Here is a 15678-nt window from a genome sequence, read left to right as displayed (position 1 = left end):
CCGGCCATGATGATGTCCTTGTTGCCGGTCGTGGTGATGAAGATGTCCGCCGTCTCCACCACCTCGTCCAGCGTCGTCACCTGGTAGCCGTCCATGGCCGCCTGCAGCGCGCAGATCGGGTCGATCTCCGTGACGATCACCCGCGCGCCCTGGCCCCGCAGCGACTCCGCACAGCCCTTGCCCACGTCGCCGTAACCGAAGACCACCGCGGTCTTGCCGCCGATCAGGACGTCGGTGGCGCGGTTGATGCCGTCGATGAGGGAGTGGCGGCAGCCGTACTTGTTGTCGAACTTCGACTTCGTCACGGCGTCGTTCACGTTGATCGCCGGGAACAGCAGCGTGCCGTCGCGGTGCATCTCGTACAGGCGGTGCACGCCCGTCGTGGTCTCCTCGGTCACGCCGCGGATCTCGGACGCCAGCTGGGTCCACTTCTGCGGGTTCTCGCCGAGGGTGCGGTTGAGGAGACGCAGGATGTGGGCGTACTCCTCGCTGTCCGCGGTGGCCGGGTCCGGGGCGGAGCCGGCCTTCTCGAACTCGACGCCCTTGTGGACGAGGAGGGTGGCGTCACCGCCGTCGTCCAGGATCATGTTCGGGCCGCCGGTGGGCGAGTTCGGCCAGGTGAGGGCCTGCTCGGTGCACCACCAGTACTCCTCCAGGGTCTCGCCCTTCCAGGCGAAGACCGGGACGCCCTGGGGGTTCTCCGGGGTGCCGTTCGGGCCGACGGCGATGGCCGCGGCAGCGTGGTCCTGGGTGGAGAAGATGTTGCAGGAGGCCCAGCGGACCTCGGCGCCGAGGGCGACCAGGGTCTCGATGAGGACGGCGGTCTGCACGGTCATGTGCAGGGAGCCGGTGACGCGGGCGCCGGCGAGGGGCTGCTGCTCGGCGTACTCGCGGCGGATCGACATCAGGCCGGGCATCTCGTGCTCGGCGAGGGTGATCTCCTTGCGGCCGAAGGCGGCCAGGGAGAGGTCGGCGACCTTGAAGTCCTGGTGGGCTGCGGTCGTCATGACGGGGCTGCTCCTCATGGGTCGGGTGCGAGGGTCGTTCGGGGCGCCGGGCACCACGGCGGTGGTCCCTGGGCACAGGAATGCCCGGGACTTCCATGGTGCCGTCGTCGGAGGCCCTCTCTCCCTCGGCCGGTCAACGGGGACCGCCCGACCGCCATCAGCAGCGACGTCTGGCTGGTCACGAATCTACACCGATCGGCACGGCGGGCCACAGTCCGTATCGGGCCCCGGGGCGCCTCCCGGACAGTCCCGGGCCCGGGTCGAACGCGCCGAGCCCCCGGTCCGCGCGTACGGACCGGGGGCTCGGCGGGGCGGGCTCGATGGCCGGATTCGGTCGTTGGACCGGCGGTCCGTCTCACGGCTCGGTCACCGGAGAGGAACGGTTTCGGAATCGGAGGGAGGCGGCCCCGGAGGGAGTCGGCGCCATGGGGCCGCAAGCCGGATCAGCGGCCTCCCGGGTCGGCAACCCCTCCGGTCAGTGGCTCGGGCCGCCCGGGGTCGCGGCCGGGTCCGGGCCCGCCGCGGCCTCCTTCTCGCTGTAGATGTCGGGCTCCAGGTAGATGACCCGGGCGATCGGGACGGCGGCGCGGATGCGCTCCTCGGCGGCGTTGATGGCCTGCGCGACCTCGGTCGCGGTGTCGTCGTGCGCGACGGCGATCTTGGCGGCGACCAGGAGCTCCTCGGGGCCGAGGTGGAGCGTGCGCATGTGGATGAGGCGGGTGACCGTCCTGCCGTCGACGACGGCGGCCTCGATCTTCTTCACCTCGTCGGTGCCGGCGGACTCGCCCAGGAGGAGCGACTTGGTCTCGGCGGCGAGGACGAGCGCGATCAGGATGAGCAGGACGCCGATGCAGAGGGTGCCGATGCCGTCCCAGACGCCGTTGCCGGTGAGGATGGCGAGGCCGACGCCGCCGAGGGCCAGGATGAGGCCGACGAGGGCGCCGAGGTCCTCCAGGAGGACGACGGGGAGTTCGGGCGCCTTGGCGCGGCGGACGAACTCCTTCCAGGAGAGGTCGCCGCGGAGCGGGTTCGACTCCTTGATGGCGGTGCGGAAGGAGAAGGTCTCGGCGATGATCGCGAAGACGAGGACGCCGACCGGCCAGTACCAGGCCTCGATCTCGTGCGGGTGCTTGATCTTCTCGTAGCCCTCGTAGATGGCGAACATGCCGCCGACGGAGAAGAGCACGATGGAGACGAGGAACGCGTAGATGTACCGCTCGCGGCCGTAGCCGAAGGGGTGTTGCGGAGTGGCCTCGCGCCGGGCCTTCTTGCCGCCGAGGAGCAGCAGGCCCTGGTTGCCGGAGTCGGCGAGCGAGTGGACGCTCTCCGCGAGCATCGAGGACGAACCACTGAAGAGGAACGCCACGAACTTGGCTGCGGCGATCGCCAGATTCGCGGCGAGCGCCGCCACGATCGCCTTGGTTCCGCCTGACGCGCTCATGGGTGTACGGGTTCCCTTCGTCGGTGCTCCGGCTCGATCGCCGCGGTTCGGCCGGTCATTGTCGCATCAGGCCGCCACGGTGGCGCGGAAGACCGTACCCGCTCCTGTCAGTTGGATGCGCTCGCCCGCCGGGACGAAGACGGATTCGCCGGGGGCGAGGGGGAGTTCGCCCGCCGTCGGGCGGCCGGCGACGGCCAGCAGGATCTGGGGGGTGGGGACGGTGAGGTCGTTGGGGGCGGCGTCCTCCGCGCGGACGAAGCGGGAGAGGCGGAACTCGTCGGTCGGGGTCTCGTAGACCTCCTCGCCCGACGGGGAGGCCTCGGGGCGCAGGACGGCCGGGTCGGCCGGGTCGAAGCGGACGACCTTGAGGAGTTCGGGGACGTCGACGTGCTTGGGGGTGAGTCCGCAGCGCAGCACGTTGTCGGAGTTGGCCATGATCTCGACGCCGAGGCCGTCGAGATAGGCGTGCGGGACGCCCGCGCCGAGGTAGAGGGCCTCGCCGGGCTTGAGCCGTACGTGGTGCAGGAGCATGGCGGCGACGACGCCGGGGTCGCTCGGGTAGTGGTGGGCGAGGCGCGCGTACGGGGCGTGCGCGCCGCCGAGGCGGTCGGCGGCGGCGGTGGCCTCGGCGACGGTGTGCGCCATCTCCTCGGGGTCGGCGGTGAGGAGGGCCGTCAGGACCTCGCGGAGCGCGGCCTCCTCGGGGTGGGCGTGCAGCAGGTCGACGTACGGCTTGAGGGAGTCGACGCCGAGCGCGGCGATCAGGTCGGCGGCGTCGACGGGGGTACGGAAGCCGCAGAAGCCCTCGAAGGGGGTGAGGGCGCAGATCAGCTCGGGCTTGTGGTGGGCGTCCTTGTAGGTGCGGTGCGGGGCGTCGACCGGGATGCCCGCGGCCTCCTCGGCGGCGAATCCGGAGCGCGCCCGGTCGAGGTCGGGGTGGACCTGGAGGGAGAGCGGGGCGCCGGCGGCGAGGACCTTGAAGAGGAAGGGGAGGCGCGGGCCGAACCTCTCGACGGTCCGCTCGCCCAGTTCGCGTACGGGGTCGGCGTCGATGAGCTCGTTCAGCGGGCCGCGCCCGGTGTGGGAGGGGGCACCGGGGTGGGCGCCCATCCACATCTCGGCCTGCGGCTCGCCGGTGGGGGCGGTGCCCAGGAGTTCCGGGATGGCCGTCGTGGATCCCCAGGCGTAGGGGCGGACGGTGTTGACGAGGCGGTCCATGGGGCCTGCCAGCTCCTCGGGTGGGGTGACGGATGTGCGGGTGTCCGGGGACACGGGAGACAGATGACAGGGGGCGGGTGACGGGTGGGTGACCGGGTGGTGGACGGTACGGGGTCGGTGCGGGGTCGGCGTCCCGCGCCCCGGCGTCCGGTGCGGGGCGCGGGGCGGTCCGGCGGCTACGGGGCCGGGGTGGGCCGGGTGGCCAGGGCCAGGTAGACGGCTGCGAAGTCGGTCACGGCGAGGAGTTCCGCGAGGGTCTCCAGGTCGCCGCCCTCCTCCGGCTCCAGCTCGCTGACGGCGGTGTCGTGGCCGAGGGCCAGTTCCCGGGCGGCGGGGGCCGCGCTGAGGCCGCCGGCGGGCCGGTCGCGGAGGAGGACCACCCGGGCCCGCAGGGCCTGCGGCTCGTCGACCCGGTCGCGGAAGAAGTCGTCGGGGTCGGCGCCCGCCGCGTAGTCGCCGGCGAGCAGGACGCCGTGCGCGGGCAGGGCCTCGGGGAGTTCGGCGGCGAGGGCGGGCAGTCCGGCGAGCTCCGCCAGTACGGCGGCGAAGCGGCGGCCGACCGGGCCCGCGGCGCTGCCCTCGGTCCAGATCAGCGGGAGCGAGTCCGCCAGCTCGGCGGCGAGGGTCTTCGCCGGGTTGCTGTACGTGGCGATGGCCGGGCCGCAGCGTTCGGCCGTGCGGTCCAGGCGGTCGGCGACCTTCTCCAGGACCTCGGGCGGCGCCTCCAGGAGGCCGACGCGGTCGAGGAGGGCGAGCAGCGGGGTGAACAGGGCCCAGAGGGCGCCGGGGCTGGCCGCGATGTTCTCGGCGTACTCGTCGGGCGCCTCGTTCGGGGCGACGGCCATCGGCACGAACATTCCGTGCGAGCCGCCGACCGCCTCCCCGAGCGGGGAGCCCTGGGGGGCGACGGCGACGACCGTGATGCCGCGCCGGTACGCCTGCTCGGCCAGGAGGGCGAGGCCCGGTTCGGAGCCGTCGGTGGTGGGGAGCAGCAGCAGGTCCACCGAACCGGCCCAGCCGGGCAGCGCCCAGCGCAGGGCGCCCGCGGCGGGGGCCACGCCGGTGGGGCGGAGGCGTACGACGGGGGCGGAGGCTCCGGCGAGGGCGCCGATCAGGTCGGCGACGCCGGTGGCGGCGGTGCCGGGGCCCGCGACGAGGACCGCGCGGGGGCGGCCCTCGGGGCGGAGGTCGGCGATGCCGGCGTCGGCGGCGTGGCGGGTGGCGGTCCGCACCCGCGCGCCGGCTTCGGCGGCGCCGCGGAGGAGGCCCCGGCGGTCGGCCAGGGCGAGGTCGTCCGGGCTGTCGAGGAGGGTCTCGTCGAGCATCTGGTGCCTCCCGGGTGAGCGGGTTCGGTGGGGCGCCTCGGGCGGGGAGCGGGGCGGTGTCCTCGGGTGGGCCCGGCCTCCGGCCGGACTTCTCGGTTCCGCTCGCACCGTCCGTACCACCGGGTGCGCGGAGGTGCGGGTCTTCCCGTAAGTGGTACCCGCCGTCGGCGTCCGTCGCCCGTGGTGGTCCCGGATCCGGACGGCGGCCGTCGTCCTCGGGGGCGGTCGGGGCCTGTCCGGCCGTGATCCGCCCGACGGGCCTTACGCCGGGCGGCGGGCCTCGTCCGTGAGGAGGACCGGGATGCCGTCGCGGACCGGGTAGGCGAGGCCGCAGTCGGTGCCCGTGCAGACCAGCTCGGGGGTCTCGTCCGCCGTGCGGTCGTTGAGCGGGGCGTGGCACGCGGGGCAGGCCAGGATCTCCAGGAGGCCGGCTTCGAGCGGCATGGGGTGGTCCCTTCGGACGAACTGCGGACGGACGGTGGTGGTGCTGCCCTCGGGCCGGGTCCTCGGACCCGGCTCTCGGACTGTGCCCCGGGGCCGGATCTTCGGACCCGGCTCTCGGGCTGTGTCCCGGGGTCGGGTCTTCGGACGCGGTCCTCGGACCGGGCCTCGGGGCCGGGTCTTCGGGCCGGGGTTTCGGATCGGCCGTCGGGCCAGGTCAGCCTACCGCCGGGGAACGGGGGCCGCCCCGTTCCCCGGCCGGTGGGCGCGGGGTCAGTCCGTCGCCCGGACCAGGGCGAGGACCTCGTCGCGGACGCGGGCCGCGGTGGCCTCGTCGCGGGCCTCGACGTTGAGGCGCAGCAGCGGCTCGGTGTTGGAGGCGCGGAGGTTGAACCACCAGTCGGCGGAGGTGACGGTGAGGCCGTCGAGTTCGTCGAGGGTAATCCCGTCCCCGCCCTCGTACGCCGCCCGGACGCGGGCCGTGCTGGCGGCCTGGTCGGTGACGGTGGAGTTGATCTCGCCGGAGGAGGCGTAGCGGTCGTAGGCGGCGACCAGCTCCGAGAGGGTGCCCGCCTGGCCGCCGAGGGCCGCGAGGACGTGGAGCGCGGCGAGCATGCCGGTGTCCGCGTTCCAGAAGTCCCGGAAGTAGTAGTGCGCCGAGTGCTCGCCGCCGAAGATCGCGCCGGTCTTCGCCATCTCCTCCTTGATGAAGGAGTGGCCGACGCGGGTGCGGACGGCCTCGCCGCCCTGTTCGCGGACGACCTCGGGCACGGACCAGGAGGTGATCAGGTTGTGGATGATCGTTCCGCCGGGGTGCTTGGCGAGCTCGCGGGCGGCGACGAGGGCCGTGATCGCGGACGGGGAGACCGGCTCGCCGCGCTCGTCGACGACGAAGCAGCGGTCGGCGTCGCCGTCGAAGGCGAGGCCGATGTCGGCGCCCTCGGCGAGGACGCGGGCCTGGAGGTCCACGATGTTCTTCGGGTCGAGCGGGTTGGCCTCGTGGTTCGGGAAGGTGCCGTCCAGCTCGAAGTACATCGGGACGGTGTCGAGCGGGAGGCCCGCGAAGACGGTGGGGACGGTGTGGCCGCCCATGCCGTTGCCCGCGTCGACGACGACCTTGAGCGGGCGGATGCCGGCGAGGTCGACGAGGCCCTTGAGGTGGGCCGCGTAGTCGTCGAGGGTGTCCCGCTCGGTGATGGCGCCGGGGGTGGCGGCGGCCTCGGGGGCGCCCTTTTCCGACCACTCCTCGGCCAGCGCGCGGATGTCGGCGAGGCCGGTGTCCTGGCCGACGGGGGCGGCTCCGGCGCGGCACATCTTGATGCCGTTGTACTGCGCCGGGTTGTGGGAGGCGGTGAACATCGCGCCGGGCAGGCCGAGGCTGCCGGAGGCGAAGTACAGCTGGTCGGTGGAGCAGAGGCCGATGAGGGTGACGTCGGCGCCGAGGCGGGCCGCGCCGCGCGCGAAGGCTCCCGCGAGGCCGGGCGACGAGGGGCGCATGTCGTGGCCGACGACGATCGCGTCCGCGTCCGTCACGCGGACGAAGGCGGCGCCGAAGAGCTCGGCGAGCGTCTCGTCCCACTGGTCGGGTACCACTCCGCGGATGTCGTACGCCTTCACGATCTGCGACAGATCGGCAGTCACGGATCCACCCTCCTGAGTTCTGGGCACGCGTGTGCGGCGCGTGTACGGAACGCCAAAACTACCCGGAGTGGGGCGGGGGGATGCGGACGGTGGCCGGTTGCGCCCGGTTGACGGCCCGTGTCGGTCCGGCAGCGGGTCCGGAGCGCCGGGTCGGTCGTCGGGTCAGTTGTCGGGTGAACGGAGCACCCTGAGGTGTCCGCGGCGCCCGACCTCCATGGGGTCGCCGCCGCGGCCTCCGCCGCCCTTGCCGCCGGCTCCGGCCGCGCGCTCCTGGGGGCGGGCCGCCTCCCGTACCGCGTTGGCCAGGGCTTCGAGGTCGTCGCCGCTGGGGCGGGTGGGGGCGGATCCGTCGGAGAGCCGCACGACCTCCCAGCCGCGCGGGGCGGTGAGGCGCTCGCCGTGCTCGGCGCACAGGTCGTAGCAGTGGGGCTCGGCGTAGGTGGCGAGCGGGCCGAGGACCGCAGTCGAGTCGGCATAGACGTACGTCAGTGTCGCGACGGCAGGGCGGCCGCACGCGGTGCGCGAACAGCGACGTACAGGGCTCACGACGTTGGACGGTACCGCACTCTTGAGCGGGCCGCGACGACTCTCCCTCAGGTCACTCCACCGTGTCGCGGTGTGAACTGCGCCATACCCCTGCCCGGGGCGGCCGTTCCGACCTGCGGGGAAGGTCTCGCACGGGTCCCGGGGCAGGTGGCGATTCGGACAGTCCGGGATACGAATCCGGTCAATCGGGGCCAGATGGCCGATCGCGACGGACCACCGAATCGGGCGCGCGATCGGCCGGAATGTTCAGGTTTCGACAGGAGGGGCGGATGCGGGGCGGAGAGGGGACGGGAACGGGCCGGAGGCTCGACGGGAGGTGGCGAAGACACGCCACGGTACGGAGGACCGATGGGGGTTACGCTGCGTCGGTGATGGACAGTCCTGTGCCGCCGAGCCCTTCGCACCGTCCCGCGGAGCCCCCGGCGGAGCCCCGGGTCCGCCGCCGCGACCGGCACGGCCGCGGGATGCGGGGACCCGTCGCGCCGCCGCAGGTGCCGCTCTCCGCGAGCCGGGCCGACACCTTCCGCGATCTGGTCCTCGACTCGGTGGAACGTCTCGAACGGCGCTGGCCGCAGCTGGCCGACGTCGAGTTCATGGTCCTGGAGGTGCCGCCGCCCGTGCCGGGCGAGACGGTGCCGCTGGGCGGTTCGCTCCCGGCGGAGAAGGGCGAGCCCGCCCGGGTGGTCGTCTACCGGCGGCCGGTCGAGATCCGCTCGAAGAACCGGGACGAGCGGGCGCTCCTGGTCCACGAGGTGGTCGTGGAGCAGGTCGCCGAGCTCCTCGGCCTCTCCCCCGAGTCGGTCGATCCCCGGTACGGGCAGGACTGAGACGGGCGGGACCGGGGGCCGGGGGCCGGATCCTTGAGGGACGGCCTCACAAGCCGGGCCCGTGGTCGTGGTCGTACGGCTCCGCCCCCTCCGGTTTCATCCGTAGGGGGCGGTCCCACCCGTAGGGGCCCCAGGACTCAGTCCAGGAGCCCCAGGTCCTGGTGGGCCGACGGGACCTCGACCGTGCCCCGGTCGTCGGCGAGGGCCTGGACGGTGAACATCGGGATGCCGTCCTGCGGCGCGGCGAGCGTCCGCGCCGCGTACACCTTGCCGCCGGAGACCGGTTCGACGGTCAGCGCGTAGGAGCCCTTGAGGCCCTGCGGGACGATGTCGGTGAAGGCCGCCGTCGTGCCCGCCTTGACCGTGACCGTCTTCGTCACCGGCGTACCCGCCTCGGAGCCGGCCGAGGCCGTGATCCTGACCTGCGCGTCGGCCTCGGGGGCGGTCAGGGAGAGCGTCGAGGCCCCGGCGCGGTTGTCGGCGGCCGTCGCACGGGCGGAGATCGCCCCCGCCGCCGGGATGAAGGCGATCTCGCTCTTGTCGCCCTTGCCCCGGACGACCTGGAGGGCGGCCACGACCGGGACGGGCCGCTTCGGGTCCTCCGGGCCGAGGAACAGGGAGGCCGCCGAGCCCCGGGTGAGGTCCGGCAGGTCGATGGAGGCCGTCATCCCGGACTTCACGTGCAGGGTGTCGGCGCCCGCCGGGACGATCGCGCCGCTCGCGGTGGACAGCTTGACCTTCAGGTCGGCGTCGTCCTCGCCGGGGGCGAAGACCACCAGCCGCACCGAGGTCGCGTCGGCCGGGATGCCGGGGAGCACGACGCTGCCCGACGGGTCGGCCGAGGCGGAGATCCAGTCGCTGCCGAGCTTGTCGTCGGCGACGCCGACGGCCGCGCCGACGCGGCCACTGCGGGTGGTGACGTGGACGGTGACGTCCCGCTGGGCGGCCTCCTGGGTGAGGGTGGGGAGGAGGACCGGGACCGTGGAGTGGGCCGGGACCGGGATGCCCTCGGTGAACTGGGACTTCAGGACGCCCTCGGGGCCGTACAGCTCGATGTCGGCGACGGCGGCGGTGTCGTCCGGGTTGGTGAGGTGGACGTAGTCGTGGCGGGCCTGGGCGGTGGAGGCCGCCGGGAACCAGAAGTCGGTGTCGGGGGCGCCGCAGGTGAGGCCGAGGAGGCCGCGCGGGCCGCCCGCCGGGACGACGGTGGTCTGCTGGACGGTCCAGCCGGAGGCGAGGGCGCCGGTGGCCGAGCCGGTGAGGGCGGGCACGGCCGCGCCGTCCGCCCGGGCGGTGACGGGCTTGCCGGGGGCCGTGACGGTGGCGGGGGCCTTGGCGGTCGCGGGCGGCTTCTTGCCGCCGGTCCCGCCGTCGGCGGTCGCGCCCGCGGCGGGCCTCAGGAGGGCCGTGGACCGCCCGGCCCCGTCCTTGCCGGCGCCGGTGCCCTTGCCCGCCTCGGCGCCCGTCGGGGTGTACGAGGTGTAGACGGTCTCGGCGACCTCGGAGGAGCTGGGGGCCGGGCAGGCCAGGCCGACGCGCTCGACCGGCAGCCGGGTGGTGGCCTTCGTCGTCTCCGGGGCGGCGGTGCCGTCGGGGGCGGTGAGGGCGGCGAAGCCGGTGACGGCGGCGAGGGCCGTGGTGCCCGCGATCAGGGAGAGGGTCGTGCGCTTCACTGGTTACCGTTCCCGTCACGCTGCTCGGTCTCGTGGCCCTGGGGGTGCCCGTAGCCGTAGCCGTACGGGTCGTACTGCTGCGGGTCGTAGCCCTGCCGGGGGTCGTAGCCCTGTCCGCCGTACTGCTGCTGCTGCTCGTACCCCTGCGGGTCGTACTGCTGCTGCTCGTAGCCCTGCTGGGGGTACGCGTAGGGCTGCTGCTGGTACGGGTCGGCCGCGTACTCCTGGTAGGGGACCTGGTCGGCGTAGGGCTGGTCGCCGGTCTGCTCCGGAGCCGGGGCCTGGGCGTAGGCGGGGTCGTACGCGCCGTCCCATTCCGCCTCCCGGTCGCCGGGCTCGTGGGACTGCTGCCCGGGGATCGGGAACGGCTCGTGCTCCGGCGCGTCGGCGAGGGTCTGCTCCGCGGCCTCCGCCTCGGCGGCGGCGCGCAGGCGGCGGGCACGGCGGCCGTCGCCCTCGGCGGCCTGGGCGGGGATCGCGAGCTCCTCGTCGGGCAGGTCGTCGTCGATCTCGCGGCGGCGGCCGGGCAGGGCGAGGACGAGGAGGACCACGCCGAGGGCGACCTGGGCCCAGATCCACGCGGTGTGGGTGAGCGGCTCGTCGTACGCGACGTCGAGGCGGCCGCCCCGGTCGGGGAGTTCGAAGCCCTGGGCCCAGCCGTCGACGGTGGTCCTCTTCAGCTCCTTGCCGTCGAGGGTGGCGGTCCAGCCCTCGGCGGCGCGGTCGGCGAGGCGCAGGACGCGGCCGGCGGGGCCTGCGGGGACCTCGGTGTGGACCTCGACGGGGCCGGCGGCGACGGGGACGGCCTTGGCGGTCTCCTCGGCGGCCTGGGCCCCCTCCTTGGCGGCGGGCGGCACGATCATGACGCGGGCGATCTCGCGGTCCACGCGCCAGAGCGCGCTGCCGTCGATCTGGCTGAGGCGGCTGAGGCCGGGGGTGGAGTCGAGGACGCGGCTCATCTGGCGGGGCGCCCCGTCCCGTACGAGGACGTAGCGGATCGCGTAGCCGCTGAGCTGCTCGGTCTGGTCGGCGCCGGAGCCGGCGACGAGGAGGGCGACGGTCCGGTCGAGGTGCGGGTCGCCCTCGGCGGTGGCGGTGAGCTCGGCGTCGCCGAGGCGGGCGCCGGAGCCGCGGACCAGGGTGTAGGCGACCGCGCCGGGGGTGGAGCCGCCGAGGACGAGGGTGCGGGGCTGGTCGCGGGTGGTGCTCTCCTCGGCGACGAAGGCCGGGACCTGGACCGGGTCGCGGCGGGTCAGCGGGCCGTCGGCGCCGCCGATCATCCAGCCGGCGGCGGCGAGGGCGGGGCCGGCGGCGCAGGCGAGGGCGACGAGGGCGGCGACGGGCTGGCGCCAGCCGAAGCCGTGGGCGGCGACGCGGGTGCGTCCGCCCTCGGCACCGATCAGGCCGGCGGCGATGAGGGCGGCGCCGTAGACGAGGGTGGCGGGTCCGGCCCAGCCGGTGCCGCCCGCGCCGTTGGTCAGGACGGCGAGGAGGAGGCCGGCGAGGGCGGCGGCCCAGGCGGCGTGGACGGCGAGCCGGCGCTCCTCGCGCAGCAGTCCGGCCAGGCCGGCGAGGACGAGGCCGATCAGGAGGAGGCCGCCGGTGGTGCCGGGGCCGCCGGGGCTGGTGCCGAGCAGGTCGAGCGCGGTGGCGGTGCCCGTGCGCAGGTCGACGCCGGCCTCGCGCAGGAGGGCGGAGGGGTCGGTCAGGAGGGTGAGCGACCAGGGGGCGAGGACGAGCAGGGGGGTGCCGACGGCGGCGAGGAAGCGGAGCCCGTACGCGGTGATGTCGGAGCGGCGGACGGCGAGGACGCCGAGGCCGAGGAGGACGGCGAGGAGCCAGACGACCGGGGTGAACGCGGTCGTGAAGGTGAGCAGGAGGGCGTACGCCCAGGTGGCGCGCCAGCTGCCCCGGTCGGGCCGGTTGAAGCCGTGGGCGGCGACGGCGGCGCGGCCGATCAGCGGGAGCAGGATCGCGAGGACGGCGGTGCCGAGCCGGCCGGTGGCGAGGGCGCCGGTGGCGGCGGGCAGGAAGGCGTACGCGACGGCGCCCCAGGCGCGCAGGAGGCGGGACTCGACGATGCCCCGGGAGGCGAAGTACGCGGTGAGGCCGGCGAGCGGGACCGAGCAGACGAGCAGCAGGGTCAGCGCGGTGGAGGTGGAGCCGAGGAACAGCGCGGAGAGCGCGGCCAGGACGGCGAGGTAGGGCGGGGCGGACTGGGTGCCGCCGGTGCCGAGGGGGTGCCAGGTGTCGGCGTAGCGGGACCAGAGTCCGGAGACGGTGTCGGGGGCGGGCAGCAGGGCGCCGCCGGCCAGCGAGCCGCCGGAGAAGAGGTTGCGGCAGGCGACGAGGGAGACGACGAGGAGGAGGGCGAAGAGGACCGGTCCGGGTCTGCGGGCGATCTTCTTGAGCCGGGCGAACTGCTCGATCTCCAGGTAGTCGGCGTCGTCGCCGCCGGGGCCCGACTCGACGACGCCGTGGCGGGAGCCGCCGGAGTCGGCCTCGTTGCCGCCGAAGTTGGCGGTGAGCTGCTCGACGGCGGCGCGGACGGTGGCGCCGGGCGGCGGGAACAGCGGGCGGAGTTCGCCCGCGGCGACGGCGGGGTTCTTGCGCCGCTTGCGGGCGGCGAGGATCTTCTCGGGGCGCAGCAGGGTGGCGAGGAGGCCCATGACCTCGTCGACGGCCTGTCCGGGGACCTTGCCGACGAGGTAGGCGAGGGTGCGGAGCAGGGTGCTGAGGACGAGTCGGACGAAGACGTACGGGAGGGCGGCGCCGCGGGTGTTGGCGAGGAGCGTGTAGACGGCTCCGGCCTTGTCGACGCGGTGCGGGTTGGCGGCGGTGCGGCCGGCGCAGTCGACGGTGCGGCGCTCGCGGGCGGCGGCCTCGGCGTGCCGCAGGACGGCGTCGGGGGCGATGAGGACGCGGTGGCCGGCGGCGTGGGCGCGCCAGCACAGGTCGACGTCGTCGCGCATGAGGGGCAGCCGGCGGTCGAAGCCGCCGAGCTCCTCGAAGACGTCGCGGCGGACCAGCATGCCGGCGGTGGAGACGGAGAGGACGGAGCGGACCTGGTCGTGCTGGCCCTGGTCCTGCTCGCGGCGGTCGAGGCCGGTCCAGCGGCGGCCGCTGCGGGCGATGGAGACGCCGGTCTCCAGGAGCTGCTTCCGGTCGTACCAGCCGCGCAGCTTGGGGCCGACGACGGCGGCGTACGCGTCGGAGTCGGCGACGCGCAGGAGTTCGGCGAGGGCGTCGGGCTCGGGCGCGCAGTCGTCGTGGAGGAGCCAGAGCCACTGGACCGGTTCGCCGTGCGGGAGTTCGGGGAGGTCGTAGGCCTCGTCGTTCCAGGTGCGGTTGACGGGGTCCCAGCCGCTGGGGCGCTTCAGGTAGGGCAGGTCCTCGGGTCCGAGCACGGGCGCGGTGCGGGCCGCCTCCTCGACGGCGGCGCCGAAGCCGGTGCGGCGCGCGAGGTGCAGGACGCGGTCGGCGCCGACGGCGTCGGCGACGAGCTGTGCGGAGTCGTCGGCGCTGCCGGTGTCGGCCGCGACCACGTTCTGCACGGGGCGTTCCTGGGCGAGCAGGCCGGCGAGGGCGTCGGGCAGCCAGCGGGCGCCGTCGTGGGTGACGAGCACGGCGGTGACGACGTGTCGCGGGAACTCAGGAGTTGAGGACATCGAGCTACGGGCCCTCCGGCCGGGGTTCGCCCGCGGGGGGCGTGGGAGCGTCTCGGACGGAGGCCCACACTAACGGCTGAGCGCGGAGCGGTCCGCCGCCCTGTGGACAGAGCTCCCGGGCCCCTGTGGACAGAGGGGACGGAACGGTCGCGGGGAAAGGGGCGGGACGGAACGGTCGCGGGGAGGGGGCGGGCTCGGGCGGAACGTGCCGCCCGGTCGGGACGCGCCGGACACGCGAAACGGTCCGCCGTCTGTGCTCGGGTGCACGGGGGGCGGACCGTTCGGGACGACCTGGTGCGCGCGTCTCGGCGCGGTCCCGGTGGACGCGTCCCGGCTCGGGGGTCCGGACGCGGTCGGGTGCCGGCGGTTCGGGCGGTCGCCCGGGCTGCTTTTCGGACAGCGGCGGTTCAGACGGCGGCCTTCTTCAGCCGGCGTCGCTCGCGCTCCGAGAGACCGCCCCAGATGCCGAAGCGCTCGTCGTTCTGCAAGGCGTATTCGAGGCATTCGGAGCGGACCTCGCAGGCGAGGCAGACCTTCTTGGCCTCGCGGGTCGAGCCGCCCTTCTCGGGGAAGAAGGACTCGGGATCGGTCTGGGCGCACAGCGCGCGCTCCTGCCAGCCGAGTTCCTCGTCCGCGTCCTCGACCAGCAGTTCCTGGAACAACTCGGTCATGTGCGCCCCTCGTCCGTTCTGTGCGTCCCCGTGGAGTTGCCGTGCGAACACGGCCGAACGACACCAGTGAAATTACAAGTTCGTGCTCTGTGCGAGTCAAGCCGAGATCTGCTATTGGGCCCCGTATTCACTCTGCGGAACCAAGCGTATGCGGTAAGTGCCCAAATCGCCAAAAACCGTGACACAGGGTACCGATGCGACCGCGCGGCACGTCCTCCACGAGGAAGGACGACCGAGGCGTGGATCTTGTTGCGATCCGGCCACGGAAGCGATCCGGATCACAGTCGGGTCACGAGCCGCCCCCTGTCCGGACCGACACGCGCGCACCACCGCGTTCGCGGGCACGATCGAAGCGCCATCTCTCCTGGTCCGCGCATGAGCAAACCTTTCTCCAGAGAGGGCAACCGGATGAGGTGAAACATTGCCACCAAATCGGGCATTGAGTTGACAGTCGGGTGCCCCTCCGGCCACCTTTGGTGGCATGCCAGCGACCGCAGCGCCCTCCGCGACCCACATCCGTGGGTTCCGCCGCGCTGTCCAGGCGCGCTGTTGCTGTTGCTGTCCCAGCTGTTGATGCCGCAGAGCTCCAGCTTCTTCCCCCCAGCGTCACCCGCGTCATCCGTGTCACCGCTCTTCCCGTGACCCCCCACCGCTTCTGTTTCTGCTGAGGAACCACCCCACCCCATGAACATGGACAGCGACCTCCAGATCGCCGGCGACATCATGGAGGTCCCCCACCTCCTCCAGCCCGAGCGCGTCCACCCCGTGACCGTGGCCGATTTCGTCGGCCTCGCGCGCTCCATCGCCGAGGACCGCTCCCAGTGGGCCCCGCACGTCGAGTACGACGCCACCACCCGCTGGTACCACCGCCTGCGCACGGGCCCCGGCTACGAGGTGTGGCTGCTCTCCTGGGTGCCCGGACAGGGCAGCGGGCTCCACGACCACGGCGTCTCCTCCGGCGTCCTCACCGTCCTGGAGGGCGAGCTGACGGAGCGCACGGACCGGGGCGCCCGGACGCTCGCGGACGGCGCGCAGCGCGTGTTCGCGCCCGGATACGTCCACGAGGTCGTCAACGACTCCCTGGAGCCGGCCGTCAGCCTGCACGTCTACTTCCCGGGCCTCACCGAGATGCCCATGCACGAGTCGCTCCGCGCGCAGTGCGCCCCGGCGGCCCCCGCCCCGGTCGCGCCGGGAGTGATCGTCGCCTGACACACTGCCGT

General features: G+C 74.1%; 12 protein-coding genes. 2 read left to right on the top strand and 10 right to left on the bottom strand.

Annotation, left to right across the window (positions count from 1 at the left end):
* From AB0398_RS32840 to AB0398_RS32810, 7 genes are all read right to left on the bottom strand, one after another.
* The coding region (locus AB0398_RS32840) for an adenosylhomocysteinase (protein WP_366379325.1) at positions 1 to 1007 on the bottom strand (1007 nt) is incomplete at its 3' end.
* A gap of 475 nt (positions 1008 to 1482) precedes the next feature.
* On the bottom strand, positions 1483 to 2448 hold the full coding sequence (locus tag AB0398_RS32835; protein WP_366379324.1) for a cation diffusion facilitator family transporter: 966 nt from the start codon (positions 2446 to 2448) through the stop codon (positions 1483 to 1485).
* Between the two features lie 66 nt (positions 2449 to 2514).
* Positions 2515 to 3666, bottom strand: coding sequence for a mannose-6-phosphate isomerase, class I (gene manA, locus AB0398_RS32830; RefSeq protein WP_366379323.1), 1152 nt, complete (start codon positions 3664 to 3666; stop codon positions 2515 to 2517).
* 176 nt (positions 3667 to 3842) lie between these two features.
* Entirely contained in the window at positions 3843 to 4991 is a 1149-nt protein-coding gene (locus AB0398_RS32825; protein ID WP_366379322.1) for an SIS domain-containing protein, read from the bottom strand.
* A gap of 261 nt (positions 4992 to 5252) precedes the next feature.
* On the bottom strand, positions 5253 to 5435 hold the full coding sequence (locus tag AB0398_RS32820; RefSeq protein WP_030221689.1) for a Trm112 family protein: 183 nt from the start codon (positions 5433 to 5435) through the stop codon (positions 5253 to 5255).
* 270 nt (positions 5436 to 5705) lie between these two features.
* Positions 5706 to 7073, bottom strand: a complete 1368-nt coding sequence (locus tag AB0398_RS32815; RefSeq protein WP_366379321.1) for a phosphomannomutase/phosphoglucomutase — start codon at positions 7071 to 7073, stop codon at positions 5706 to 5708.
* 162 nt (positions 7074 to 7235) lie between these two features.
* Positions 7236 to 7670: a DUF3499 domain-containing protein gene (locus tag AB0398_RS32810; protein ID WP_078968558.1), complete on the bottom strand. Its 435-nt coding sequence runs from the start codon at positions 7668 to 7670 to the stop codon at positions 7236 to 7238.
* A 320-nt stretch (positions 7671 to 7990) separates the two neighbouring features.
* Between AB0398_RS32810 and AB0398_RS32805 the strand changes: the two genes are divergently transcribed.
* The gene (locus tag AB0398_RS32805; protein ID WP_366379326.1) at positions 7991 to 8446 is read left to right on the top strand and encodes a metallopeptidase family protein; all 456 of its coding nucleotides are present in this window, start codon (positions 7991 to 7993) and stop codon (positions 8444 to 8446) included.
* A gap of 137 nt (positions 8447 to 8583) precedes the next feature.
* Here the strand turns inward: AB0398_RS32805 and AB0398_RS32800 are convergent, their stop codons facing one another.
* From AB0398_RS32800 to AB0398_RS32790, 3 genes are all read right to left on the bottom strand, one after another.
* Positions 8584 to 10119: a DUF5719 family protein gene (locus tag AB0398_RS32800; RefSeq protein ID WP_366379320.1), complete on the bottom strand. Its 1536-nt coding sequence runs from the start codon at positions 10117 to 10119 to the stop codon at positions 8584 to 8586.
* Complete coding sequence (locus tag AB0398_RS32795) at positions 10116 to 13787, bottom strand: glycosyltransferase family 2 protein (RefSeq protein WP_366379319.1); 3672 nt, start codon at positions 13785 to 13787, stop codon at positions 10116 to 10118. The genes AB0398_RS32800 and AB0398_RS32795 overlap by 4 nt, the downstream gene beginning before the upstream one ends.
* A 407-nt stretch (positions 13788 to 14194) precedes the next feature.
* Positions 14195 to 14458: a WhiB family transcriptional regulator gene (locus tag AB0398_RS32790; RefSeq protein ID WP_015033978.1), complete on the bottom strand. Its 264-nt coding sequence runs from the start codon at positions 14456 to 14458 to the stop codon at positions 14195 to 14197.
* A 684-nt stretch (positions 14459 to 15142) separates the two neighbouring features.
* Between AB0398_RS32790 and AB0398_RS32785 the strand changes: the two genes are divergently transcribed.
* Positions 15143 to 15667, top strand: coding sequence for a cupin domain-containing protein (locus AB0398_RS32785; protein WP_366379318.1), 525 nt, complete (start codon positions 15143 to 15145; stop codon positions 15665 to 15667).
* Positions 15668 to 15678 lie beyond the last annotated feature (11 nt).

This window comes from Streptomyces sp. NPDC086147 (genome assembly GCF_040702165.1).
Taxonomy (GTDB): domain Bacteria; phylum Actinomycetota; class Actinomycetes; order Streptomycetales; family Streptomycetaceae; genus Streptomyces.
Note: the sequence above shows the minus strand (reverse complement) of the source record. Positions and strands in the feature narration are given on the sequence as shown.